Source organism: Enterobacter sp. S-33, assembly GCF_028735835.1.
In the GTDB taxonomy this organism is placed as follows: Bacteria; Pseudomonadota; Gammaproteobacteria; order Enterobacterales; family Enterobacteriaceae; genus Enterobacter; species Enterobacter vonholyi.
On sequence record NZ_CP117838.1, the window covers coordinates 3,760,860 to 3,784,856 of the forward strand.

Here is a 23,997-nt window from a genome sequence, read left to right on the forward strand (position 1 = left end):
GTTCCTCAGGAAATTTGTTGCTGTGGACGACGACGATACGCCCAAATCATCATAATGGTACCCGCGACAATCATCGGTATGGAGAGGATCTGCCCCATGCTGATGTACTGTACCCATTCGCCGGTAAACTGTGCGTCTGGCTGACGGAAGAACTCGACGATAATACGGAATGCGCCGTAGCCAATAAGGAACAGGCCGGAGACAGCGCCCATCGGACGCGGTTTGCGGATAAACAGGTTGAGAATGATAAACAGCACAACGCCTTCCAGCGCCAGCTCGTACAGCTGAGACATATGGCGCGGCAGAACGCCGTAGGTATCGAAAATGGACTGCCACTCCGGATGTGATGGCAGCAGCGCGATATCTTCCGCGCGGGAGCCCGGGAACAGCATCGTATAAGGCACGCTCGGGTCGACGCGGCCCCACAGCTCACCGTTGATAAAGTTACCCAGACGACCGGCACCCAGACCAAACGGGATCAGCGGCGCGATAAAATCCGAAACCTGGAAGAAGTTGCGTTTGGTGCGTTTGGCAAAAATCACCATCACCAGGATCACCCCAATCAGGCCGCCGTGGAAGGACATGCCGCCGTCCCAGACGCGGAACAGGTAGAGGGGATCGTTCAGGAATACAGGGAAGTTATAGAACAGCACGTACCCAATACGGCCACCGAGGAACACGCCGAGGAAGCCCGCATAGAGCAGGTTTTCAACTTCGTTTTTCGTCCAGCCGCTGCCGGGACGACTGGCGCGACGGCCAGCGAGCCACATGGCAAAAATGAAGCCCACCAGGTACATCAGACCGTACCAGTGAAGCGAAACAGGTCCTACTGAGAAAATGACCGGATCAAATTCCGGAAAATGCAGATAACCACTGTTCATCTGTCACCACAAGATGTTGTTATTCCGCTGAAAGTGGACAGCGGTAGAAATGCGATTCTGCCGTAAGCAGAGGCTCCAAAGTTGCGAATCATAGCATAAGGCGGGCGCGGAGGATGCGCCCGAGATGTAAAAGATGTGTATAGGGTGTTATGCCCTCTGGTGCCCTCTCCCACCGGGAGAGGGAGAAAGACGATTAGCGGCCGCCGCGGATCAGGCCGCCCATACCGCGTCGTTCCATAAACGCCGCGACCTGGTGACGGACCTCAGCAGCCAGCTGCGCCTCAAGGCTGCGTTCTGCGAGTTCGCGAGCATCATTGATGTCGATATGTCGCAGCAGGTATTTCACGCGGGCGACAGCGCGACCGTTCATCGACAGATGGCGGTATCCCAGACCAATAAGGATCGCAACGCACATGGAATCCCCGGCCATTTCACCGCACAGGCGTAAATCAATGCCGTACTGCTCCGCTTCACGGGCAATCATCGCTAACGCGCGAATGATCGCCGGATGCAGGCTGTCGTAGATACTGGCGACGCGGGTATTGTTGCGGTCGACGGCCAGAATATATTGCGTCAGGTCGTTGGTGCCGACAGAGATAAAATCAACACGGCTTGCCAGCTGCGGCAGCATAAAGACCATGGACGGCACTTCTAGCATCACGCCGATCCGCGGTTTCGGGATCGCATAGCCGATCATCTCTTCCACTTCACGCCCGGCACGTTCGATCAGCCGCCGCGACTCGTCGATCTCATCAATGCTTGTGACCATCGGCAGCAGGATGCTGAGATTGCCCGTCGCCGCGTTGGCGCGCAGCATCGCGCGCACCTGGATCAGGAAGATCTCCGGCTGATCGAGCGTAATGCGGATCCCACGCCAGCCCAGGCACGGGTTTTCTTCGCTGATCGGCATGTAGGGGAGCTGTTTATCCGCCCCGACATCCAGGGTTCGCAGGGTGACAGGTTTGTCGTTAAACATCTGCAGCATCCCCTGATACTGCGCCACCTGCTCCTCTTCGGAGGGGAAACCGCTCTGCAGCATGAACGGGATTTCAGTACGGTATAGGCCAATGCCGTCGATGCGGCTGCCAAGCTTTTCTTCATGCTCAGGGCTTAAACCGGCGTTGAGCATGACTTTGATCCGCTCACCGCTCTTAAGCTGTGCGGGCAGGTTAACGTCATCTTCCGCCAGCTTGCTTAATTCATTCTCTTCGCTGATAAGACGCTGGTATTCCTGGAGCAGAACCGGCTCAGGATCGACCAGCAGCTCACCGCGATAGCCGTCGACCACCAGCGTACGGCGGTGCAGTACCGACGGCTGAATGTCCGCCCCCATAACGGTAGGGATACCCAGCGCGCGCACCATAATGGCGGCGTGTGAGTTGGCGGCACCATCGCGCACCACGACACCGGCCAGCCTGTCCTGCGGCAGTTCAGCCAGCGTGGTTGCCGACAGTTCATCGGCGACCAGAACAAACCGTTGAGGCCAGGCATTCGGCCCCTGAATGGTGTCATCAAGATGGAACAGCAGACGTTGTCCCAGGGCCCGGAGATCTCCAGCCCGCTCTTTCAGGTAACCGTCGGTCAATGCCGCAAATTGGTCGGCAAATTTCTCGATAACCTTCTTAACGGCCCACTCCGCGACCGAGCCTTTATCCACTTCAGCAAAAAGCTCACGACGCAGACGCGCATCGGAAAGCAGGTGCGAATAGAGGTCGAAAATGGCCGCCGTCTCTTTTTGCGCACCTGCGGCAAAACGTTTGCTGTAACGACGAAATTCATTCGCCGCCTCTTCCAGCGCGGCGGTAAGACGCTCGCGCTCAAGCGCTTCATCAAGCGTTGAGGCTTCGTAAACCTGCTCCATTAACGGCAGCGTGGCGTCCATCCAGCCTTCAGCAATCGCTACGCCTGGCGATGCCGGAAGGGCACGAATGCGCGTATGGCGATACTGGCCAAAGAGCGCGGCAAGCTGAGACTGAGAGAGGATCGCCGCCATCTGCGTGGCCAGCGTGACGAGGAAAGACTCCTCGCTTTCGTCATACTGACGTAGCTCACGCTGCTGGACGACCAGTACGCCGAGCAGCTGGCGACGCTGGATAATCGGTACGCCAAGGAAAGCGCGGAAGCGCTCTTCTTTTACGGAAGGGATGTATTTAAAGCTGGGGTGTTTTTGCGCGTCAGCAAGGTTGATGGGTTCAGCCAGCCGCCCAACCAGACCGACGATACCCTCATCAAATGCGAGCGTTACGGTGCGTCCCCGTGGCTTCTTCAAACCACGGGTCGCCATCAGGTAATAGCAGCGCCGATCGTGGTCGGCCAGATATACCGAACAGACCTCGGTCTCCATCGCAAGACAGATGTCGGTGACCAGAATATTCAGCGCCTCGTTCAGACGCGGAGCGCTGGCCACCTTCTCGACTATTTCTCGCAAGCGGGTGAGCATGATTTGCGTAGCTTAACCTCTTTTACGTCGCCAGGCAGGTGCGCTCTGCGGCTTAGGCGGGATCTCCTGAAGCTGCATGACCACACTTGCAAACTCTTTCATCACCCTACGGTAAACATCGCGTTTAAATGACACGACCTGACGAACAGGATACCAATAGCTCACCCAGCGCCAGCCATCGAACTCCGGCGTACTGCTGGTTTGCATATTGATGTCTGAATCGTTGCCCACCAACTGCAACAGAAACCACTTCTGTTTCTGGCCGATACAAACCGGCTTTGTGTCCCAACGCACCAAACGTTTCGGTAACTTGTAACGCAACCAGTTGCGGGTCGAAGCCAGGATGCGAACATCTTTCCGGCTCAAACCGACCTCTTCAAAAAGCTCCCGGTACATCGCTTGTTCTGGGGACTCTCCCGGATTGATCCCGCCTTGCGGGAACTGCCAGGAGTGCTGACCATATCGCCGGGCCCACATTACCTGGCCCTGACGATTACAAATTACTATTCCTACGTTCGGGCGGTAGCCATCGTCATCAATCACCGGACTACCCCAAACTAAACCTTATATATGAATGATTGTTTCACACTACAGGGAGGCGGTAAACCACTCTCTTACAGGGCTGCAACCTAATAACATTTGAATAACTCACAAATAAGTGCTGAGTTATAAACAGATGAGAGCCATTAAAAGGAATTTTATTCACCTTTTCTGTGGATATAGTTGTGAAGAAGTGTCTAATTACCGATGAACAACCTCAAACAATGCCGTCCCCCCTTTTTTAGCTTAATTCAATAATGCAATTATTTTCATATAGTTAAATGTATTTTCATGAACACAAAACAGAATAGCGTGACGATCGTCACATCAGGGATCATCGTGCTGATGAAAGATCGAACAGCGTCGGTTTTATCCACAGATTGTGCCAATAAGTTAGTCACAATTTGTTTGAAATTTCGATTTTCCTCGCACGTCAAGGCTGTAAATTGAAACAGTAGTCAGGGTTATGCCCAGTTATCCCATTTTTCTGTGGATAACATGGTGTAAGATCCTGTTCATTGTCAGTGACCAGATTTGAACAACCCGTTTTCCGACTCTGGTGAAACGATTTCAAACCAGTAAAAAAACATATAAATCATGTACATGGAATATTCGTACAGAAATAGTTAAACTCTATCCACAGGGGACAATTTCTTCGTTTATTTTTTAATCAAAAGGTTACCATCATGCATCCGCTTACACCCTTGCTCTCACCGCCGTCCAGCGAGGGCCAGTTGCTACAGCAGGCACAGCGTCTTGCAGGCTTTTCGCTTGGCGAGCTGGCGGCAATGGCAGGGCTTCAGATCCCGAAGGATCTTAAGCGGGATAAAGGCTGGATCGGCATGCTGCTTGAACTATGGCTGGGTGCCAGCGCAGGGAGCAAACCCGAGCAGGATTTTGCTGCACTTGGCGTGGAGTTAAAAACTATCCCTGTAGACAGCCAGGGCAAGCCGCTTGAGACCACTTTTGTCTGCGTTGCGCCATTAACCGGCAATACCGGCGTGACGTGGGAAACCAGTCACGTTCGCCACAAGCTGAAGCGCGTATTATGGGTACCGGTTGAAGGTGAGCGTCAGATCCCCCTGGCTGACCGTCGCGTTGGCGCACCGCTGCTCTGGAGCCCGGACGAGGATGAAGAGCATCAACTGCGCCTGGACTGGGAAGAGCTGATGGACATGATTGTGCTTGGGCAGGTAGAGCGCATCACCGCCCGACACGGAGAAGTGTTACAGCTGCGTCCGAAAGCGGCCAACAGTAAAGCACTTACCGAGGCAATCGGCGCGCAGGGTGAACCGATACTGACGTTGCCGCGCGGTTTTTATCTCAAAAAGAATTTCACCGGCGCACTCCTGGCACGTCATTTCCTGTTAAAAACATAGTTTTTTACTTATTTTGCGAGCTCTCAAACATAATCGACTGCTTTTTAAGATTTTACCGCTTCCTCAAGTCGCCTTATCGGGTTAATACTAGATTATGATTTGATACAAGCCAGATGAGGACGATAACGATGAAAAAATGGGCAGTATTAGTGTCAGCAGTCGGTTTAGCGTTTGCCGTATCGGGCTGTAGCAGCGATTACGTCATGGCGACAAAAGATGGTCGAATGATCCTGACCGATGGCAAACCCGAAGTCGACGATGATACCGGTCTGGTCAGCTACCGCGACCAGGAAGGCAATAAAATGCAGATCAATCGCGACGAAGTATCGCAAATTATCGAGCGATAATCAGAGAGAGGTCAGTCGCTTGCTGGCCTTTTTGATTTTTTTCTTCCCCTTTTGCTTCCCCTCTGCCATGTTTATATTCTTTTGTCGGGCACGCCCTGACGCGGTCTATAAGTCTACTGAGGAAGCCGGCTATGCATTATCACCGTATCCCCCACAGCGCTCTGGAAATAAGCCAACTGGGGTTGGGCACGATGACATTTGGTGAACAAAACAGCGAAGCCGATGCCCATGCACAACTCGATTACGCCGTCAGCCAGGGCATTAACCTTATTGATGTTGCAGAGATGTACCCAGTTCCGCCACGCCCTGAAACGCAGGGACTTACCGAAACTTACGTCGGTAACTGGCTGGCAAAGCGCGGCAACCGTGAAAAGCTGGTGATTGCCTCAAAAGTCAGTGGCCCCGCGCGCAATAACGATACCGGGATCCGCCCGAACCAGATCCTCGATCGCAAGAATATCCGCGCCGCTCTGGATGCCAGCCTGAAGCGCCTGCAAACCGACTATCTCGACCTCTACCAGGTGCACTGGCCGCAGCGACCAACCAACTGCTTTGGCAAGCTCGGATACAGCTGGAATGAGAGCGCCCCCGCCGTGACGCTGCTGGAAACGCTGGAAGCGCTGACCGAGTGCCAGCGCGCGGGAAAAATCCGCTACATTGGCGTATCTAACGAAACGGCCTTTGGGGTCATGCGCTATCTGCACCTGGCGGATAAGCACGATCTTCCGCGTATTGTGACTATCCAGAACCCGTACAGCTTGCTTAACCGCAGCTATGAGGTGGGTCTGGCCGAAGTGACGCAGTATGAAGAAGTGGAACTGCTCGCCTATTCCTGTCTCGGCTTCGGCACGCTGACGGGGAAATACCTGAACGGCGCGAAGCCGGCGGGGGCGCGAAACACCCTCTTTAGCCGCTTCACCCGCTACAGCGGTGAGCAGACGCAGAAAGCCGTTGCTGCCTATGTAGATATCGCAAAGCGTCACGGTCTTGACCCTGCTCAGATGGCGCTGGCCTTCGTGCGTCGTCAGCCGTTTGTTGCCAGCACCCTGCTGGGCGCGACCACGATGGAACAGCTGAAAACCAATATTGAGAGTTTCCACCTGAACCTGAGTGAAGACGTGTTAGCAGAGATTGAAGCGGTGCATCAGGTTTATACTTATCCTGCACCATAGCCTGACGCTTTTGCCCGGTGGCGCTACGCTTACCGGGCCTACAGGTGCTCAAACGCAGGCCCGGTAAGGCGAAGCCACCACCCGGCTAGATATCAACGGCGACGCTGCCAAATCCACAAGCCCGCGATCGCAATCGCAAACAGCCCACCAAACCCGACGCCGATCCCCACCACCGGCACACCCACTTTTACCGCCAGCGAGTAAAGCCCCAGCATTAACAGCATTGCCAGGTTTTCACCCAGGTTTTGTACCGCAATGGCATTGCCTGCCCCGACGGTCTGCTTACCCCGTTCCTGCAGCAACGCGTTCAGCGGCACCACGAAGAAGCCCCCCAGAATACCAATCAGGATGAGGAGGACATACGCGGGCAATAACGCATGCTGCAGCGAGAAGATAAGCACCACGACGCCAATCAGGATCCCTGCGGGCATGCAGCGTGCGACCGTCTCGAGCGTCACCAGCTTCGCCGCCGCACCCGCCCCAACCACAATGCCGATGGCCACCATCGCATTAAGATAGGTCGGCGTCGCATTGTCCGTTATGCCCAGCGCCACCGGCACCCACAGGACCAGCAGGAAGCGCAGCGTGACGCCCGCCCCCCAGAACATACTGGTCCCCATCAGGGAGAAACGCGTTTCCCCGTTACGCCACAGCACGCGGCACGCGTTGAAGAAACTGCCGGTCATCGGTTTGAAGCGCCAGGATTGCCCCGGGCGAGCCACTGGCAGCTTCGGAATAAAGAGGTTTGCCACAACTGCCCCGCCATACACCACCGCGCAGATGCCCAGTGCCGCCAGGACATGCCAGTCGGCCAGTACACCGCCCGCGACGGATCCGAGCAGAATAGCGGCAATGGTTGACGACTCCATCAGGCCGTTGGCTTTCACCAGCTTATCGCCCGTGGTCAGCTCTCCGAGGATGCCATATTTCGCAGGGGAGTAGGCGGCAGCGCCAATGCCCACCAGCGTGTAGCCAATAAACGGATTGAAGCCAAAGCAAATGCTGGCGGCACCCAGCAGCTTGAGACCGTTGGCAAACATCATCACCCGGCCTTTCGGGAAGCTGTCCGCTACCTGCCCGACGAACGGAGCAAAGATAATGTAAGCGCCCACAAACACCATCTGCAGGATCGGCTGACTCCAGTCGGGGTAAAACTCGGCTTTCAGCAGCGCCAGCGTGGCGAACAACAGCGCATTATCACCGAACGCAGAGAGGAACTGCGCGGCAATGACCGCCATCATGCCTTTTGAACGCAGTGAGGTGTTAGTGTGTACTGACTCACGCATTTTGCTGTTCCGCCTCTTCAACCATGCCTTTCAGGGTCACGAAATCGGGCTTCCCGCTACCCAGCACCGGGAGCTGCTTCAGGTAGCGAATGTCGCGCGGCACGGCCAGTTCAGGGATACCGTGTTCACGCGCATAGCTTAGTAACCTGTCGCGCTTAAGTTCAGCGTCGGTCGTAAACAGCACCAGCGCCTCGCCTTTGCTGGCATCACTCTTCACCACCGTCGCATGCATCTTATCCGCAGACACGGCCGTTGCCAGCTGTTCGACCATTTCCAGTGAGACCATTTCACCGGCGATTTTGGCAAAGCGTTTCGCGCGTCCCCGAATCTGTACAAAGCCCTGTTCATCAAAACGGACGATATCCCCGGTGTCGTACCAGCCGGTTTCAACCTCGCCGATGACGTTTTCCGCCGTCGGCGCTTCCAGCACGCCCGGGTTTTCCACGCGCAGATAACCGTTCATCACGTTTGGCCCTTTCAGCTGCAGACGGCCACCGTCCTCAATGCCCGGTACCGCCAGCAGACGCGCATCCATTCCCGGCAGGATTCGGCCAACCGTACCCGGTTTCGCCGCCATCGGCACGTTAATCGAGACCACGGGCGCACACTCGGTAACGCCATAGCCTTCAAGAATGCGCAGGCCAAACTTGTCCTGCCAGATCTGGCGCGTGCTCTCCTGCAGTTTTTCCGCACCGGCCACCACATACCGCACGCGATAGAAGTCATACGGATTGGCGAAACGCGCATAGTTGCCCAGGAAGGTTGAGGTTCCGAACAGGACGGTGCAGTTACGGTCATAGACCAGCTCCGGCACAATGCGGTAATGCAGCGGGCTCGGGTAGAGGAACACTTCTGCGCCGGTCAGGAGCGGCGTGAACAGCCCCACCGTCAGGCCAAAAGAGTGGAAAAGCGGCAGCGCCGACATAAAGCGGTCGTTTGCGGTAAAGTCGGCAATGCTTTTGATCTGCTCAACGTTCGCCAGAATGCTCTTGTGGCTGTGGACGACGCCTTTAGGGTTGCCCTCCGATCCCGACGTGAAGAGGATAATCGCGTCATCTTCCGGCTGCTGTTTGACCTGCGCCAGACGCGGCACCAGCAGATGCGCAAAAATCCACAGCTTGTCGCCGGTGGTCACGTCCGCTTTCAGATCCTCCAGGAAGACCCAGCGCACCTGGGTGAGCTGCTCGGGAAGGTGCCAGAGCTTGCCTTTGTCCAGGAACTGTCGGGAGGTAAAGACGGTATTAATCTGCGCTGCGGTGATGGCGCTGGTCAACCCCTTCACGCCCGCCGTGTAGTTCATCATTGCCGGGATACGGCCCCGGGAAACCGCACCGAAAATCACCGCCGCGCTGATGCCCGCATTAGGCAGCATCAGGCCAATTTTTTCGCCTTTTTTGCTGTACTTCTCCAGAATACGGCCCACAAACAGGGTTTTGGTCAGCAGTTTGCGATAGGTGTCGGGGGTAAAGTTGATGTCTTCGATACAGTTTTTCTTCGCGCCATAGCGGTACTGCGCGGATAGCAGAGATTCGTACAGCGTTTCGCGCGGGCGCACGGCCATGCGCGCTTCCATCATAATCTGATGCAGCATTTCCCCGGCGATTTTACGGCGATCGCGGGCACGCGGCGCTTCTGGCATCGGTAACGACGTTGGCGGCAGAATATGCAGGGTTATTTTAGGGAACAGACGCTGCTTCACCAGCCCCTTCAGGCGGCTGAAATGGGTTAGCTCCGCGCCTTCAATGCGCAGCGGTACCACGGTCGCTTTTGATTTCGCTGCAACAAACCCCGCGCCGTCGTAGATTTTCATCAGCGAACCGGTCACTGAAATACGCCCTTCAGGGAAAATAACCACCGGACGCCCTTGCTCAACCAGACGCACCAGATGCTTAATCATCATCGGCTTGGTCGGGTCGAGCGGCACAAAATCAATCAGCGGCGTGAGCCAGCGCATGTACCACTGCTGGCTGATAGAGGTATAGACCGCAAACACCGGGCGCACGGGTAAAAACAGCGCCAGCAGGATGCCATCTATAAAGGAAACATGATTTGGTGTGATAAGAACGCGTTCGCCGCGAAGCGCCTGGGCATCGCCAGTGACGTGGATGCGAAAAAGAATACGGAACAGTGTACGGAAGAACCCAAATAGCATCTCAACTCCCTTTGCCAGCCAGTGTGGAGGGTTGATAGTAAATGGTGGCAGATTACACGAGAAGTGATACGGGAGCGACAGCAAAAGTGGAGGCGAAAAAAAACCTGCGCATCCGCGCAGGTTGGTGCAAGAGATGAGTACGAAATCGTACTAAGAATTCTCACCAATCAATACCTCTGGGATCTCAACTGTATCAATCTCATTAACATCCTCGCCATCGGACAATCGCAACAGCCTGAGGCAAAGTGTAACCAAAGGTTCAGATTGACATTCTTCAGACATGACTGCGCGTGTAACGATTACACCACCAGGGTTGTCCTGCGTCACGTTTGTGGAGAGCGGAAATCCGCTCCCCTTGAATGCGCGCCGCTTTTCCGCAACACTATTTGGTGTGTAAACGCTTACCCCCAATAAGAAGGTAATGAATGGCGACAATAAAGGATGTGGCCCGTCTGGCAGGCGTGTCGGTGGCAACCGTCTCCCGCGTGATTAACGACTCCCCAAAAGCCAGTGACGCATCGCGCCAGGCGGTACAAAATGCCATGGAATCCCTGAACTATCATCCCAATGCCAATGCCCGCGCGCTCGCCCAGCAGTCCACCGAAACCATTGGGCTGGTGGTGGGTGATGTTTCCGATCCCTTTTTCGGCGCCATGGTTAAAGCGGTTGAACAGGTTTCTTATCAGACAGGTAATTTTTTGCTGATCGGCAATGGCTACCATAATGAACAAAAAGAACGCCAGGCCATTGAACAGCTGATCCGCCACCGCTGCGCGGCGCTGGTGGTTCACGCCAAAATGATCCCGGACGCCGAGCTGATTCACCTGATGAAGCAGATGCCCGGAATGGTGATCATCAACCGCATTATTCCCGGATTTGAAAAACGCTGCGTGGCCCTCGATGACCGCTACGGTGCCTGGCTTGCAACGCGGCACCTTATTCAGCAGGGCCATACCCGAATTGGCTATCTCTGTTCAAATCATCCGATTTCTGATGCAGAGGACCGCCTGCAGGGCTACTACGATGCCCTTCGTGAAAACGGGCTGCCGTGTAATGACCGCCTGGTGGCCTACGGTGAACCGGATGAGAGCGGCGGTGAACAGGCCATGACCGAGCTGCTGGGTCGCGGACGGAATTTCACGGCGGTTGCCAGCTATAACGACTCAATGGCCGCAGGGGCGATGGGGGTGTTGAATGACAACGGAATTGAGGTACCGGCAGAAATTTCGCTGATTGGCTTCGACGACGTGCTGGTCTCCCGCTACGTTCGCCCGCGTCTGACCACCGTGCGCTACCCAATCATCACCATGGCAACGCAGGCCGCCGAGCTGGCGCTAGCGCTGGCTGAACAGCGCCAGCCGCCGGAAATTACGCATCTGTTTAGCCCGACGCTGGTTCGCCGTCACTCCGTTGCGTCACCTGCGGAAGCGCAGAGCGAATAACGGTAGAGGTGAACCCGCGTGTTCGGGTATTCCAGACCATCACCGATGTACTGCCAGCCGTAACGTTCGTAGAAGTCGCGGCAGGCAGACCAGAGATGGAGCTCCTCATACCCGGACTGCGCTGCGTAAGCGATAACATGCTGCTGAAGTTGTCCCGCCAGCCCCTTACCTCGCGCCGCCTCATCAACGTACAGCGCCGCCAGCCACGGAAAGAGATCCTGTCGGGTGATCAAATCGCAGCGCCAGAGCCCTACCGTGCCAAGAAGCTGTTCGCCTTCAAGGGCAATAAACGTTAACGGTAGTGCCCCCGGGGTCTGGCTGTGCTCAACGATGCTGTGGAAAAATTCCCGAGAAAGCCCTTCGCCAAAGGCCTGCCAGAGCCAGTCGGTAACCTGCTCTGCGAAGTGTGGAGCCTTGTAAAGCGGGAGGATGACAGCCTTATTCATGTTTCACCTGCATTTTCTCATGTATTTACTGGCCTGATGCTCCAGCCCGGTTCGGTGATTATCTTACCAGAGTCAGGCTATTGAGTTTGACTTCAGGCTGGCCGGACGAATCGTTACCAAAAAGCGTGATCGTGGCAGAGTTTTTGCGCTTCCCGCATCGCTTATACGCCGCGAGGTCTGTGTTAAACTGCAAACCATTACGTGGAAGCAGGAATGTAGAATGGCAACAATGCTGGATGTCTCACTGCGCGCGGGCGTGTCGAAGGCTACCGTCTCGCGCGTGCTGAACGGCACAGGTCAGGTCAAAGAGAGTACGCGTCAGCAGGTCTTTGCTGCGATGGAAGAGCTGGGCTATCGTCCGAACTTTCTCGCGCGCTCGCTGGCTAACCAGACCAGCAACAGCATTGGTCTGGTCGTCTCGACCTTTGACGGCTTTTATTTTGGCCGCCTTCTCCAGCAGGCGTCGCGGCAAACTGAAACTCACGGAAAACAGCTGATCGTCACCGACGGTCACGACGCGCCAGAACAGGAAGAACAGGCGGTGCAGATGCTGGCCGATCGCCAGTGCGATGCCATCGTGCTTTACACGCGCTACATGAGCGAAAAAGCGATCGTCAAACTAATGAACACCGTGAAAACGCCGCTGGTGGTCATTAACCGTGAAGTGAGCCAGGCGCCGGATCGCTGCGTGTTCTTCGAACAGCAGGATGCCGCATTTAAGGCTGTGGATTATCTGATCGAACAGGGGCATCGGGAGATCGCCTGTATCACCGTCCCGATCCATACCCCAACCGGGAAAGCGAGGCTGATGGGCTATCGCAAGGCGCTGGAAAAGCACGGCATCCGTCTGGACGAGCGTCGGATAAAGTACGGCGATGCGGGAATGACCGGGGGATATGAGCTTTGCAAGGAATTGATTGCCGACGGAGTACCGTTTAGCGCCCTGTTTGCCTGTAACGACGATATGGCGCTGGGTGCGTCCAAAGCGTTGCACCAGGCGGGGCTTAAAATCCCGCAGGATATTTCACTGTTCGGCTTTGACGATGCCCCAAGCGCGAAATGGCTGGAGCCTGCGCTCTCATCGGTTTATCTGCCCATCGACAATATGATTGTCACGGCCATCGATCAGGCGATCCGGCTGGCAAAAAACCAGCCGGTCGATGCCATCCCGCCGTTTACCGGCACGCTGGTCTTACGCGATTCGGTCACCACCGGGCCCTACTTTACTCAGATGAGTTCTAAAGCCAGCAGTTCCTGAATGGTCTGGCGACGGCGGATCAGCCGCGCCTTGCCGTTATCAAACAGCACTTCCGGCAGCAGCGGGCGGCTATTGTAGTTAGAGGACATTGACGCCCCGTACGCGCCGGTGTCGTGCAGCACAAGGTAATCACCCGGCTTGACCTCTGGCAGCGCGCGGGTTTCTACTTTGCCGCCTTCCTGCTGGGTAAACACGTCACCCGATTCGCACAGCGGCCCCGCAACGACCGTCTCAACGCGCGGCGCCTGCGTTAAATCACGGCCGTCAGCAGCCAGGGCGGTAATGTGGTGATAGCTGCCGTACATGGACGGACGCATCAAATCGTTAAAGCCTGCGTCAATCAAGACGAAGTGGCGAGAGCCCATCTCTTTCACGCTGCGTACCTGCGAAACCAGCACGCCGGCTTCCGCCACCAGGAAACGACCCGGCTCAATTTCCAGCTTCACGGCATGACCCAGATGCGCGGCAATTTGGTCACGTGCGGCGCTCCATAGACCGTAATAATGATCGGTATCGATCGCCTCTTCACCTTCGCGATAAGGAATAGAGAGACCGCCGCCCGCAGAGATCGCCTCCAGATCCTGACCGAAGTCGACAACCTGGCGCACCATCGCGCCGCACACCTGCTCCAGGTGGCCGTAATCCACGCCAGAGCCAATATGCATATGAATACCCACCAGCTTCAGACCGTAGCGCTGTAATACCTCCAGCGCGGCAGGCATATCGGCATACCAGATCCCGTGCTTGCTATTTTCGCCGCCGGTATTGGTTTTTTGGCTGTGGCCGTGACCAAAGCCCGGGTTCACGCGCAGCCAGACGCGATGGCCGGGAGATACCTGACCCAGCTGCTCCAGCATATCCACAGAACCGGCATTCACCGGGATCTGCAGCTCGTGAACGCGCGCCAGCGTCGCGTCGTCGATCACATCGGCGGTAAAGACGATCGCGTCGCCGTCAGCTTTCGGATCGTATCCGGCCGCCAGCGCGCGTTCGATTTCGCCAAGCGAGACGGAGTCGACCTTCACGCCCTGCTCACGCATCAGGCGCAGAATATGAATATTGGAGCAGGCCTTCTGGGCAAAACGCACCACGTCAAACTGATGCAGGGCGGCGATCTTCTCGCGGACAATCTGCGCGTCGTAGACCCACACCGGACAGCCAAATTCGGCAGGCAGGCGCAGCAGGTTGTCGGCGTTCAAATCGGTATCAGTCTGGTTCAGCGGGCGTGGCATGGTCTTCTCCGGATAAAGGCGTTTTGATGATTACGCCACAGCGCAAAGAGAATAAAAAATATCGTTTTATCGCGAGTCTATGCAAAAATGATATGGACAGTTCTCTGCTTTCAGGTGCCCTATGCCCGCCGTCAATTTACGCCACATCGAGATTTTTCACGCCGTGATGACCACCGGCAATCTCACCGAAGCCGCACAGATGCTGCATACCTCGCAGCCGACGGTGAGCCGCGAGCTGGCCCGCTTCGAGAAAGTGCTGGGGCTAAAGCTGTTCGAACGCACCCGGGGCAGGCTTCACCCTACGGTGCAGGGACTACGCCTGTTCGAGGAAGTTCAGCGCTCCTGGTACGGGCTGGACAGAATCGTGAGTGCAGCCGAAAGCCTGCGCGAGTTTCGCCAGGGCGAGCTGTCGATCGTCTGCCTGCCCGTCTTCTCGCAATCTTTTTTACCGATGCTGCTGCAGCCCTTTCTGGCGCGATACCCGGAGGTCAGCCTCACCATCGTGCCTCAGGAATCTCCCCTGCTTGAAGAGTGGCTTTCGGCTCAGCGCCATGATTTAGGCCTAACCGAAAACCTCTCAACGCCAGCAGGCACGGCGCGCACGGAGTTACTTTCGTTAGATGAAGTATGCGTTCTGCCCGCCGGGCATCGGCTTGCCGGTAAGGCGGTGCTCACGCCTGAGGACTTCCACGGGGAAAACTACATTAGCCTGTCGCAGACCGACAGTTACAGACAGCTGTTGGATACCCTGTTTGCCGAGCATCAGGTCAAACGGCGAATGGTGGTGGAAACGCACAGCGCGGCTTCAATTTGCGCGATGGTGCGAGCGGGCATCGGCGTCGCGGTGGTGAATCCGCTTACGGCGCTGGATTATGCGGAAAGTGGAATTGTTGTGCGTCGGTTTAGCGTCTCAGTTCCTTTTACCGTTAGCCTAATCCGCCCATTGCATCGCCCGGCGTCGGCGCTGGTGGAGGCGTTTAGCGAACATCTGCAGGGAGGGCTAAGTATGTTGGCGGGCCAGCTAAATAAGATGTTGAATCAGACGCCCCGCTGAACAGCGGGCGTCTGAAAACTCAGTTAAAACGTTTCGCAATGGCCGCAACACGCTCGCCGAATTTAACCGCGGTTTGCAGATCGCCGCTGGCAATGGCGCCAGCATCAGCATCCGATGGAGACTGCACCAGCAAACCTACTGAACCGCCCAGATTATTAATGTCCTGACGGGTTGCCGCGAGAGTATTTGACGGCGGCAGCCCCAGGCTCACCCAGATCCCACCGTGCTGAGAGGCTAGCGTTTGCAGATATTGCAACGATACCTGCTTATCACCGTTCAGGCTGGCGCTGTTGCTGAATCCCGCGAACACTTTGTCCTGCCAGCTACGTACGAACCAGGCTTTAGAGGTCGCGTCAGCGAATTTCTTAAACTGCCACGGTACGCTTCCCATGTAGGTTGGCGCGCCAAAAATAATCGCTTTGGCATCGTTGAGTTTTTGCCAGTCGCTTTCCTGAATATCGCCATTACTGTCAATGGCGATAAGCTCAGCCTGCGCGCCCTCGGCGACAGTTTCAGCAACGCGTTTGGTATGGCCGTAGCCAGAATAATAGATAACTACAACGCTCATGATAGATCTCCTGATGCAATATTGCCTTGTGAGTCAAACGATTAAGACGACTTTAAAATTGCTCTGCGAGCCCGTTGCCATTTTCGGTTCCCTGGTATCAAATAGAAACCTTACGTCGTTTTATACACGCAAACATTCACGGGCGTAAGAAGGCACCTTTACCTCACCTGGTTACCTCGAGGGAACCACCATGACCCATACAGCAGTTCTGAAAAAGGAGATGCCTCCTTACAACGTGTTCGATGAGCGCTGCCCGACCCGAGGCGTGCTGACGCGTATCGCCGATAAGTGGGCACTGTTAATCCTTGCGCGTCTGGAGAAGGGACCGATGCGCTTTAGTCATCTTCAACGCGATATTCAGCGAATCACCAAAAAGGTGCTGACCCAGTCTTTACGCAAGCTGGAACGTGATGGGCTGGTGTCGCGAAAGATATTCGCCACGGTACCTGTAACAGTCGAGTACAGCCTGACACCGCTTGGCCAGACATTAACCGAAACGGTGACGGTGCTGGCGCACTGGGTGGAAAATAATATTGATGCCATTGTGGCGGCGCAATCCGCCTATGACGCCGCCAACACGTAAACCAGAACGGGTGCTCAGGACAGCATAAACGCCACGGCATCCGCAGCGTGGATGGCGGTGGTATCGAATACCGGAATCGGGCTTTGCGCTACGGGGACCAGCAAACCAATTTCCGTGCAGCCGAAAATCACCCCTTCGGCCCCCTGCTGCGCGAGTTTATCGATAACGCTGACGTAATACGCGCGGGAAGATTCGCTGAAGGTACCGAGGCAGAGCTCGTCAAAGATAATCTGATTGATGCGCGCCCGATCGTCTTCATCCGGGATCAGGCTCTCGATCCCAAATTCACTGTGCAAACGTCCGCGATAAAAATCCTGCTCCATGGTGTAGCGTGTACCCAAAAGCGCTACGCGGCGCATCCCGGATGCCGCAATCACACGCCCGGTCGCGTCCGCAATATGCAAAAACGGCAGCGAGCAGCGGTCCTCAATATGCGACGCCACTTTGTGCATGGTATTGGTACAAAGCACTATACCCTCGGCGCCAGCACGCTCCAGTCCAAGCGCCGCCTGGGCCAGGATCTCCCCGGCTTTATCCCACTCGCCGCTCGACTGGCAGGCTTCGATTTCATGAAAGTCAACGCTGTGCAGGAGCAGGCTTGCGGAATGCAGACCACCCAAACGCTGCTTCACCCCTTCGTTAATCAGGCGATAATAAGGGATTGTCGATTCCCAGCTCATTCCACCTAACAGGCCGATCGTTTTCATCATCCCTCCTTTTCGTTGATTTCTTCTTTTAACACATCCGGTGCCAATAAAAAAAGGCGCTGCATTCAGCGCCTTTTAAACAAACATTGGTTATCCCCTGCATACGTTGGGCCAGGTAAACGGGCAATACGATCACACGCCGATGTTTCGCAGTTTCTCTCCGGCCATCAGCTTGCGCTCGATGTGTTCCAGCGTCACGCCTTTGGTTTCCGGGATCAGCCAGAACGTGACGCCAATAAACGCCACGTTCAGCACCGTATAGAGCCAGAACGTTCCCGCTGCGCCAATCGCGTCCAGCAGCGTCAGGAACGTCGCGCCGATGATCATGTTCGATACCCAGTTGGTGGTCGTAGAACAGGTGATGCCAAAGTCGCGGCATTTGAGCGGCTGAATTTCGGAGCACAGGATCCAGACCACCGGCGCGGCGCTCATCGCGTAGCCTGCGATACACATCATGGTCATCCCGACAGAAAGCCAGGAAAGTCCGCTTGAGGCCGTACCGTTATCAAACTGCATCAGGCAGTAGCCCAGGATCAGCGTGCCGAGCGCCATCACGCTGAAGCCAATTTTCAGCGCAGGTTTACGGCCCGCCTTGTCCACGGTGAAAACGGCAATAAAGGTGGCGAACATGAAGGTCAGCCCGACCACCAGGGTCGCGATCATCTGCTGTTCCGTGGTGGTAAACCCGGCCATTTTGAAAATCCGCGGAGCGTAGTACATGATGATGTTCATGCCGGTGAACTGCTGCATCGCCTGCAGCAGCATGCCGAGGAATACCGCCCGGCGCACGTTGCGGTTGATTTTAAACAGCGCCCAGCCTCCCTGCTTCAGCTTCAGGCTTTCGCGGATCTCGTTCAGCTCTTCGCGGGCTTTTTCTGAGGTATCGCGCAGCATGCGCAGCACCTCTTCCGCCTCCACGTGGCGCCCTTTTTGCGCCAGCCAGCGCGGGCTGTTTGGCAGGAAAATCACCAGGACGATCAGCACCAGCGCCGGTAAGGCCAGCACGCCCAGCATCGCGCGCCAGTTGCCGCTGTAGCTGAAGTAGGTGTCAGACAGAAACGCCAGCACAATACCCAGCGTGACCATCAGCTGATACATGCTGATCATCTTGCCGCGCACGTTTTCGCTCGCCATTTCGGAGAGATAAAGCGGCGCGGTGTAGGACGCAATCCCCACCGCCACGCCCAGCAGCACGCGGGAAAGCAGCAGGATTTCAACGTTAGCGGCAAACGCCGAGCCAATGGAGCCGGCAACGAACAGAATTGCCCCGACCATCAGGCTGTATTTGCGCCCCAGACGAAACGACAGCCAGCCGTTGAACAGCGCGCCGATGGCCGCACCGAGCATCATGCTGCTCACCACCCACTCCTGCAGGCGACTGCTGAGGGTAAAGTGATCGCTAATAAACGGTAATGCGCCGGCAATAACGCCAATATCCAGTCCAAATAACAGGCCAGCCACGGCGGCGGCAATGGAGACAAACTGGTTCATGCGGCGAGTATCACGCAGCGCAGCGGGCATTAGGGTAGAGTCATTTATCGATGTCATATTTTTCCTGCCTCAACAGCAAAATTCGTTAAATGAAATTACGAGAAAGCGAGGAAAAGTGTCAGGTGGGAAAAGGTGAAGATATGGATCATTTAGCTGCGACATAGCGATCTGTGATGGACATTACAATTTCAACTAACGCTTAATAATCACGTTTTTTTACTAATGCATTAATTTTTCAGAATTAAAAGTGTGATGAATGTCGTTCATGATTTTTTAGTATGGATTTTTCGTGTTTATCCATATGGACTGTGACAATTTTTGAGCAAAAAAACCTCCGCCCGAAAGCAGAGGTCCAGACCCGATGCGGGTTATCGCGCCAGCCAGCCGCCATCAACCGCCACGGTGTAGCCGTTGATATAGTCCGATGCCGACGAGGCCAGAAACACTACCGGCCCCATCAGATCGCCCGGCAGACCCCAGCGCCCCGCCGGAATACGGTCAAGTATTTCCGCGCTGCGCTGCTCGTCTGCGCGCAGCTGCTGCGTGTTGTTGGTCGCCATGTAACCCGGCGCAATGGCATTCACATTGATATTGTGTTTCGCCCACTCGTTTGCCAGCAGGCGGGTCACGCCCATCACGGCGCTTTTGGACGCGGTGTAAGACGGCACGCGGATTCCCCCCTGGAACGAGAGCATAGAGGCAATATTCACGATCTTGCCGCCGTTCCCCTGCGCAATAAAATGCTTCGCCGCCGCCTGGGACATGAAAAATACGCTCTTGATGTTCAGGTCCATCACGTCGTCCCAGTCGCGTTCGCTGAAGTTGATCGCATCTTCACGGCGAATCAGCCCGGCGTTGTTGACCAGAATGTCGATATGGCCGAATTCCGCTACCGCGCGATCCAGCAGTTCAGGAATGGTATCGATTTTACGCAGGTCGGCGGTCAGGCTCAGGAAACGGCGTCCCAGAGCCGTCACGCGCTCGATGGTTTCTGTAGGCTCAACGATATTAATCCCGACGATATCGCAGCCCGCTTCCGCCAGGCCTAACGCCATCCCCTGACCCAGCCCGGTATCACATCCGGAAACCACCGCCACTTTCCCCTGCAGGGAGAATGCATCCAGAATCATGTTTATTCCTTACTCTTTCAGAGCCTGTCACTCACAGGCAGGTTTATGCTTCACTGCCCGCGACTAGCGCAGATCGCTGACCGCAACATGGTCCATATCATCAAAGACCTGGTTTTCGCCCACCATTCCCCAGATAAAGGTGTAGGCTTTTGTCCCAACGCCGGAGTGAATAGACCAGCTCGGTGAAATCACCGCCTGCTCGTTGTGCATCACGATATGGCGCGTTTCCTGCGGCTGCCCCATCATGTGGAACACGCAGGCGTCCTCATCCATGTTGAAGTAGAAGTAGACTTCCATGCGGCGCTCGTGGGTATGGCACGGCATGGTATTCCACAGGTTGCCCGGCGCAAGTTCGGTCAACCCCATGCTGAGCTGGCAGGTCTCCAGCACGTCCGGCACGAAGTATTTATTAATGGTGCGGCGGTTGCTGGTGAGGTTGTCGCCCAGCGTCACGGGTGCGACGTCTGCCGGGGTCACCTTTTTGGTTGGACAGGTGGCGTGGGCCGGCGCGCAGTTGTAGTAGAACTTCGCAGGCCTGCTGGCGTCGATGCTGGCAAAGACCACGTCTTTCGCCCCTTTACCCACGTACAGCGCCTCGCGATGGCCAATCTCATAGCACTGTCCGTCTACGGTGATGGTGCCCGGCCCGCCGATGTTAATCACCCCCAGCTCGCGACGTTCGAGGAAATAATTTACGCCCAGCTGTTTACCGACCTCGCCGCCAACGGAGACGGTTTTCGTGACGGGCATAATTCCGCCCACAATAATGCGGTCGATATGGCTGTAAACCATGGTGTACCTGTCGGCCTCGAATACCTGCTCGACTAAAAACGCATTGCGCAGCCCCTGAGTATCCAGCGTTTTGGCGTGCGCGCTGTGGATGCTTTCTCTGACGTCCACGGTAACCTCCAGATGTGGTCATGCCCGAAGGCGGAAATAAACGAAACAGCGTTCCGTTTTTCATAATGAGCACATACTATCGGCATAAAGTGGGCTTTTCAATAAAATTTAAAACAACGTTTCATTTTTATTTTTGTTTATAACGGAAATGGTGTTCGGATCACAATTAAGCCGCCAGGAGAAAAAGGGCGCGAAAAAAAACCTCCCGGAGGAGGTTTTTTAATAAGAAGAGTTTAGCGTTCGATGGCCAGCGCCACCCCTTGCCCGCCGCCTATACAAAGCGTGGCAATCCCTTTGCGGGCATTGCGCTTTTTCATTTCGTGGACCAGCGAAACCAGGATCCGGCAGCCGGACGCCCCGATAGGATGACCCAGCGCGATCGCCCCACCGTTAACGTTGACCCGCAGCGGATCCCACTCAAGCATTTTTCCGACGGAGATCGCCTGCGCGGCATAAGCTTCGTTCACTTCGATCAGATCCACATCCGAAAGCTGCCACCCCGCACGCTCCAGGCAGCGGCGGGTCGCGTAGACCGGTGCGATCCCCATTAACGCAGGATCAACCCCCACGCTCGCGAACGCCTTAATGCGGGCCAGGACGGGGAGATCGAGCTCAAGAGCTTTGCTTTCGCTCATCATCATAACGGCGGCAGCGCCGTCGTTAATGGAAGAGGCATTTCCCGCAGTCACTGAGCCCTGCATTTCAAACGCGGGGTTCAGCCTGGCCAGGCCTTCAGCACTGGCGTCAGTGCGCGGCTGTTCATCGGTATCTACGACGACATGCTCGCCGCTCTGACGCTGCGTGCTGACCGGGACAATTTCGTCGCGAAAACGACCGGAATCGATCGCCGCACGCGCTTTTTGCTGCGAGCTTAGCGCATAGGCATCCTGCACCTCACGGCTGATGCCGTACTCGCGCGCCAGATTTTCCGCCGTCACGCCCATATGATAATCGTTGAATGCGTCCCACAGGCCGTCATGCACCAGACTGTCGAGCAGCTGACTGTTGCCCAGCTGTGCGCCGGTCCGGCTGTCGGTCAACACGTGCGGCGCGCGGCTCATATTCTCCTGCCCGCCCGCGATGATCACGTCCGCCTCACCACACTGAATGGCCTGCGTCGCGAGATGCAGCGCTTTTAATCCTGAACCACAGACGTCGTTGATGGTGATGGCAGAGACGGTATTTGGCAGCCCACCCTTCAGCGCCGCCTGACGCGCAGGGTTTTGCCCGGCACCGGCCGTGAGGACCTGTCCCAGAATCACCTCGTCAACTTCATGTGCTGCGATCCCGCTACGTTCCACCAGCGCTTTCACCACCACGCTCCCCAGGTCAACCGCCGAGTGACGCGCGAGCGCTCCCTGAAAACAGCCGATAGCTGTACGCAACGCACCCACTATTACGACATCTTTCATCACGACCTCTGTGTTAAATGACATGACGATAGTAGAGGATTGTTACTGGCAATTATCTTAATTGTTTAAAAATAGTGAGTTTAATCACAAGGATCAGCGTGCATCCTGCAGATACTGCCGCAGCCAGCTTCCGGCAACACCGGGAGGGGATCGTTTATTCCACAGCAGATCGATGCCGATCGCCCGCGGCCAGCCGGGAACATTGAGCTGTACCAGGGATTTCGCGGCGGCAAACTCATCCACCAGCGCGCACGGCAAGACGCACCAGCCAAATCCCTGTACCGCCATACTCAAGAGTAACAGGTAATTCGGGGCTGACCAGACAGGCCCGCGCGCGATCTCCGCCTCGCGCTCAAGATAGGTGCTCAGCCGCAGCTCTCGCCAGCCGTGCAGCTCGTCACGCTGAACGTCATGTTGTCCGGCGAGCGGATGCGTGGTCGCGACATAGATCGCCATGCGGGTCTGCATCGGCAGCCGGATAGCGCCGATATCCGTAGGATAACCGTCTCGCGCCTCGGTGAGGCCAATCTGCGCGCGCTCCTTTTGCAGGAGATCGATCACGTCCTCCTCCTCGCCAATCAGACATTCGAATTCCGTATGGGGAAAGCGCGCGTCAAACTGTTTCATCATCTCTTCCAGCACGTCCGGGTTGAGGGTATCGGAAAGGACAAACGTCAGACGCGCCTCCGTTTGCGCTGATAGCGACACCGCCAGCTCATCCAGCCGCGTGCTGGCGGCGAGAATCGCCTGCACGTAGCCCAGCACCTGTTCCCCCTGGGCCGTCAACACCGGCTGGCGCGCAGAGCGGTCAAACAGCTCGAAGCCCAGATCGGCTTCAAGATTGGCAATGGACGTGCTGATCGTCGACTGGCTTTTACGCAGCCGGCGTGCGGCCGCAGAGAAAGAGCCAGCCGCAACGGTCTCAACAAACGCGGTAAGGGCTTCGGGTGAATAGCGCATAACCTATCTACTTTAGCGATGGATACTATCTTTAATATATCAGCTTTAGCGATGAAAATAGGCCACATCAACGCCCATACCGGCGAATTAACGAGGTCTATCGCTATGCAACATCAGGATGCACTCCAACGTAAACTGCCGGAGCGGATCTTTCATGCTGTCTGTTTTGAAGGGATTGCGACGGCGATCCTCGCCCCTACCGCGGCGTGGCTTATGCAGCGTTCCGTGGTGGAAATGGGCGGGTTGACCATTGTTCTGGCGACCACCGCCATGCTGTGGAACATTATTTATAACTTCGGCTTCGACCGCTTCTGGCCCGTTCAGCGGGTCAAACGTACGGCAAAAGTGCGTGCGCTGCATGCGCTTGGGTTTGAATGCGGGTTTATTGTGATTGGCGTGTCGATTGTCGCCGCCGTGCTGGGCGTTACCCTGCTGCAGGCATTCACACTGGAAATAGGTTTCTTCCTGTTCTTCCTGCCGTACACCATGTTCTATAACTGGGCGTACGATTGCCTTCGCGAGAAATTTCTTAAGCGTCGCCAGCAACGGCGCGCCCTGGCAGGCTAAACACCTTCTGGCCGGACGCCCGCTCCGGCCATTCACCTTCGAAGCAACTG

The 23,997-nt window shown here is 56.0% G+C and carries 22 protein-coding genes; 8 read left to right on the top strand and 14 right to left on the bottom strand.

Annotation, left to right across the window (positions count from 1 at the left end; translation table 11 throughout):
• Positions 1 to 5: 5 nt before the first annotated feature.
• The 3 genes from lgt to rppH all read right to left on the bottom strand — a co-directional run bounded on the left by lgt (position 6) and on the right by rppH (position 3,864).
• On the bottom strand, positions 6 to 881 hold the full coding sequence (gene lgt, locus PUP35_RS17735; protein ID WP_127732210.1) for a prolipoprotein diacylglyceryl transferase: 876 nt from the start codon (positions 879 to 881) through the stop codon (positions 6 to 8).
• 193 nt (positions 882 to 1,074) lie between these two features.
• Complete coding sequence (ptsP, locus tag PUP35_RS17740; RefSeq protein ID WP_111966082.1) at positions 1,075 to 3,321, bottom strand: phosphoenolpyruvate--protein phosphotransferase; 2,247 nt, start codon at positions 3,319 to 3,321, stop codon at positions 1,075 to 1,077.
• 12 nt (positions 3,322 to 3,333) lie between these two features.
• A complete protein-coding gene (rppH, locus tag PUP35_RS17745) occupies positions 3,334 to 3,864 on the bottom strand; it encodes an RNA pyrophosphohydrolase (protein WP_013098553.1) in 531 nt (176 codons plus the stop codon).
• Positions 3,865 to 4,547: 683 nt separating this feature from the next.
• On the opposite strand from rppH, the gene mutH reads away from it, so the two are divergent.
• From mutH to PUP35_RS17760, 3 genes are all read left to right on the top strand, one after another.
• Positions 4,548 to 5,240, top strand: a complete 693-nt coding sequence (gene mutH, locus PUP35_RS17750) for a DNA mismatch repair endonuclease MutH (RefSeq protein ID WP_111966083.1) — start codon at positions 4,548 to 4,550, stop codon at positions 5,238 to 5,240.
• 128 nt (positions 5,241 to 5,368) lie between these two features.
• Entirely contained in the window at positions 5,369 to 5,587 is a 219-nt protein-coding gene (locus PUP35_RS17755; RefSeq protein ID WP_008499668.1) for a YgdI/YgdR family lipoprotein, read from the top strand.
• Positions 5,588 to 5,718: 131 nt separating this feature from the next.
• Complete coding sequence (locus PUP35_RS17760) at positions 5,719 to 6,759, top strand: NADP(H)-dependent aldo-keto reductase (RefSeq protein WP_115876203.1); 1,041 nt, start codon at positions 5,719 to 5,721, stop codon at positions 6,757 to 6,759.
• 92 nt (positions 6,760 to 6,851) lie between these two features.
• Here the strand turns inward: PUP35_RS17760 and lplT are convergent, their stop codons facing one another.
• Positions 6,852 to 8,045: a lysophospholipid transporter LplT gene (lplT, locus tag PUP35_RS17765; RefSeq protein ID WP_111966085.1), complete on the bottom strand. Its 1,194-nt coding sequence runs from the start codon at positions 8,043 to 8,045 to the stop codon at positions 6,852 to 6,854.
• Positions 8,038 to 10,197: a bifunctional acyl-ACP--phospholipid O-acyltransferase/long-chain-fatty-acid--ACP ligase gene (aas, locus tag PUP35_RS17770; protein WP_274240691.1), complete on the bottom strand. Its 2,160-nt coding sequence runs from the start codon at positions 10,195 to 10,197 to the stop codon at positions 8,038 to 8,040. Before aas ends, lplT begins: the two co-directional genes overlap by 8 nt.
• A 425-nt stretch (positions 10,198 to 10,622) precedes the next feature.
• Between aas and galR the strand changes: the two genes are divergently transcribed.
• Positions 10,623 to 11,639, top strand: a complete 1,017-nt coding sequence (galR, locus tag PUP35_RS17775) for an HTH-type transcriptional regulator GalR (RefSeq protein ID WP_127732218.1) — start codon at positions 10,623 to 10,625, stop codon at positions 11,637 to 11,639.
• Here the strand turns inward: galR and PUP35_RS17780 are convergent.
• Positions 11,600 to 12,085, bottom strand: coding sequence for a GNAT family N-acetyltransferase (locus tag PUP35_RS17780; RefSeq protein WP_115876206.1), 486 nt, complete (start codon positions 12,083 to 12,085; stop codon positions 11,600 to 11,602). The two genes, galR and PUP35_RS17780, sit on opposite strands and share 40 nt — an antisense overlap.
• Positions 12,086 to 12,305: 220 nt before the next feature.
• On the opposite strand from PUP35_RS17780, the gene PUP35_RS17785 reads away from it, so the two are divergent.
• Complete coding sequence (locus PUP35_RS17785; RefSeq protein ID WP_274240693.1) at positions 12,306 to 13,343, top strand: LacI family DNA-binding transcriptional regulator; 1,038 nt, start codon at positions 12,306 to 12,308, stop codon at positions 13,341 to 13,343.
• On the opposite strand, the gene lysA is transcribed toward PUP35_RS17785, so the two are convergent.
• The gene (gene lysA / locus PUP35_RS17790; RefSeq protein WP_115876207.1) at positions 13,313 to 14,575 is read right to left on the bottom strand and encodes a diaminopimelate decarboxylase; all 1,263 of its coding nucleotides are present in this window, start codon (positions 14,573 to 14,575) and stop codon (positions 13,313 to 13,315) included. The two genes, PUP35_RS17785 and lysA, sit on opposite strands and share 31 nt — an antisense overlap.
• 121 nt (positions 14,576 to 14,696) lie before the next feature.
• Here lysA and PUP35_RS17795 point away from each other — a divergent pair, with 121 nt between their 5' ends.
• Complete coding sequence (locus tag PUP35_RS17795) at positions 14,697 to 15,629, top strand: LysR family transcriptional regulator (protein WP_111966091.1); 933 nt, start codon at positions 14,697 to 14,699, stop codon at positions 15,627 to 15,629.
• A gap of 19 nt (positions 15,630 to 15,648) precedes the next feature.
• Here PUP35_RS17795 and PUP35_RS17800 read toward each other — a convergent pair whose 3' ends face one another.
• Positions 15,649 to 16,197 (bottom strand): flavodoxin family protein, encoded by a 549-nt coding sequence (locus tag PUP35_RS17800; RefSeq protein ID WP_045909897.1) that lies wholly within the window; start codon positions 16,195 to 16,197, stop codon positions 15,649 to 15,651.
• A gap of 190 nt (positions 16,198 to 16,387) precedes the next feature.
• On the opposite strand from PUP35_RS17800, the gene PUP35_RS17805 reads away from it, so the two are divergent.
• Positions 16,388 to 16,780, top strand: a complete 393-nt coding sequence (locus PUP35_RS17805) for a winged helix-turn-helix transcriptional regulator (protein ID WP_111966092.1) — start codon at positions 16,388 to 16,390, stop codon at positions 16,778 to 16,780.
• Between the two features lie 14 nt (positions 16,781 to 16,794).
• On the opposite strand, the gene PUP35_RS17810 is transcribed toward PUP35_RS17805, so the two are convergent.
• The 6 genes from PUP35_RS17810 to PUP35_RS17835 form a co-directional block, all read right to left on the bottom strand.
• The gene (locus PUP35_RS17810; protein WP_115876209.1) at positions 16,795 to 17,487 is read right to left on the bottom strand and encodes an aspartate/glutamate racemase; all 693 of its coding nucleotides are present in this window, start codon (positions 17,485 to 17,487) and stop codon (positions 16,795 to 16,797) included.
• A 132-nt stretch (positions 17,488 to 17,619) separates the two neighbouring features.
• Positions 17,620 to 19,035, bottom strand: a complete 1,416-nt coding sequence (gene araE, locus PUP35_RS17815; RefSeq protein WP_149367469.1) for an arabinose-proton symporter AraE — start codon at positions 19,033 to 19,035, stop codon at positions 17,620 to 17,622.
• Positions 19,036 to 19,346: 311 nt separating this feature from the next.
• Entirely contained in the window at positions 19,347 to 20,108 is a 762-nt protein-coding gene (gene kduD / locus PUP35_RS17820; protein WP_111966094.1) for a 2-dehydro-3-deoxy-D-gluconate 5-dehydrogenase KduD, read from the bottom strand.
• Positions 20,109 to 20,171: 63 nt separating this feature from the next.
• Positions 20,172 to 21,008 carry a 5-dehydro-4-deoxy-D-glucuronate isomerase gene (kduI, locus tag PUP35_RS17825; protein ID WP_115876212.1) on the bottom strand — a complete coding sequence of 279 codons (837 nt, stop codon included), beginning with the start codon at positions 21,006 to 21,008 and terminating at the stop codon, positions 20,172 to 20,174.
• Between the two features lie 233 nt (positions 21,009 to 21,241).
• Positions 21,242 to 22,420 (bottom strand): acetyl-CoA C-acetyltransferase, encoded by a 1,179-nt coding sequence (locus PUP35_RS17830; protein WP_133295091.1) that lies wholly within the window; start codon positions 22,418 to 22,420, stop codon positions 21,242 to 21,244.
• A 93-nt stretch (positions 22,421 to 22,513) separates the two neighbouring features.
• Positions 22,514 to 23,380, bottom strand: coding sequence for a LysR family transcriptional regulator (locus PUP35_RS17835; RefSeq protein ID WP_274240698.1), 867 nt, complete (start codon positions 23,378 to 23,380; stop codon positions 22,514 to 22,516).
• A 105-nt stretch (positions 23,381 to 23,485) separates the two neighbouring features.
• On the opposite strand from PUP35_RS17835, the gene PUP35_RS17840 reads away from it, so the two are divergent.
• A complete protein-coding gene (locus PUP35_RS17840) occupies positions 23,486 to 23,947 on the top strand; it encodes a multidrug/biocide efflux PACE transporter (protein ID WP_115876214.1) in 462 nt (153 codons plus the stop codon).
• The last annotated feature ends 50 nt before the right edge of the window (positions 23,948 to 23,997 follow it).

What these genes read in the sequence shown, in the direction of transcription:
- lgt (WP_127732210.1), bottom strand. Translation starts at nt 881, where the DNA reads ATGAACAGTGGTTATCTGCATTTTCCGGAATTTGATCCGGTCATTTTC.
- ptsP (WP_111966082.1), bottom strand. Translation starts at nt 3,321, where the DNA reads ATGCTCACCCGCTTGCGAGAAATAGTCGAGAAGGTGGCCAGCGCTCCG.
- mutH (WP_111966083.1), top strand. Translation starts at nt 4,548, where the DNA reads ATGCATCCGCTTACACCCTTGCTCTCACCGCCGTCCAGCGAGGGCCAG.
- PUP35_RS17755 (WP_008499668.1), top strand. Translation starts at nt 5,369, where the DNA reads ATGAAAAAATGGGCAGTATTAGTGTCAGCAGTCGGTTTAGCGTTTGCC.
- PUP35_RS17760 (WP_115876203.1), top strand. Translation starts at nt 5,719, where the DNA reads ATGCATTATCACCGTATCCCCCACAGCGCTCTGGAAATAAGCCAACTG.
- lplT (WP_111966085.1), bottom strand. Translation starts at nt 8,045, where the DNA reads ATGCGTGAGTCAGTACACACTAACACCTCACTGCGTTCAAAAGGCATG.
- aas (WP_274240691.1), bottom strand. Translation starts at nt 10,197, where the DNA reads ATGCTATTTGGGTTCTTCCGTACACTGTTCCGTATTCTTTTTCGCATC.
- galR (WP_127732218.1), top strand. Translation starts at nt 10,623, where the DNA reads ATGGCGACAATAAAGGATGTGGCCCGTCTGGCAGGCGTGTCGGTGGCA.
- PUP35_RS17780 (WP_115876206.1), bottom strand. Translation starts at nt 12,085, where the DNA reads ATGAATAAGGCTGTCATCCTCCCGCTTTACAAGGCTCCACACTTCGCA.
- PUP35_RS17785 (WP_274240693.1), top strand. Translation starts at nt 12,306, where the DNA reads ATGGCAACAATGCTGGATGTCTCACTGCGCGCGGGCGTGTCGAAGGCT.
- lysA (WP_115876207.1), bottom strand. Translation starts at nt 14,575, where the DNA reads ATGCCACGCCCGCTGAACCAGACTGATACCGATTTGAACGCCGACAAC.
- PUP35_RS17795 (WP_111966091.1), top strand. Translation starts at nt 14,697, where the DNA reads ATGCCCGCCGTCAATTTACGCCACATCGAGATTTTTCACGCCGTGATG.
- PUP35_RS17800 (WP_045909897.1), bottom strand. Translation starts at nt 16,197, where the DNA reads ATGAGCGTTGTAGTTATCTATTATTCTGGCTACGGCCATACCAAACGC.
- PUP35_RS17805 (WP_111966092.1), top strand. Translation starts at nt 16,388, where the DNA reads ATGACCCATACAGCAGTTCTGAAAAAGGAGATGCCTCCTTACAACGTG.
- PUP35_RS17810 (WP_115876209.1), bottom strand. Translation starts at nt 17,487, where the DNA reads ATGAAAACGATCGGCCTGTTAGGTGGAATGAGCTGGGAATCGACAATC.
- araE (WP_149367469.1), bottom strand. Translation starts at nt 19,035, where the DNA reads ATGACATCGATAAATGACTCTACCCTAATGCCCGCTGCGCTGCGTGAT.
- kduD (WP_111966094.1), bottom strand. Translation starts at nt 20,108, where the DNA reads ATGATTCTGGATGCATTCTCCCTGCAGGGGAAAGTGGCGGTGGTTTCC.
- PUP35_RS17830 (WP_133295091.1), bottom strand. Translation starts at nt 22,420, where the DNA reads ATGAAAGATGTCGTAATAGTGGGTGCGTTGCGTACAGCTATCGGCTGT.
- PUP35_RS17835 (WP_274240698.1), bottom strand. Translation starts at nt 23,380, where the DNA reads ATGCGCTATTCACCCGAAGCCCTTACCGCGTTTGTTGAGACCGTTGCG.
- PUP35_RS17840 (WP_115876214.1), top strand. Translation starts at nt 23,486, where the DNA reads ATGCAACATCAGGATGCACTCCAACGTAAACTGCCGGAGCGGATCTTT.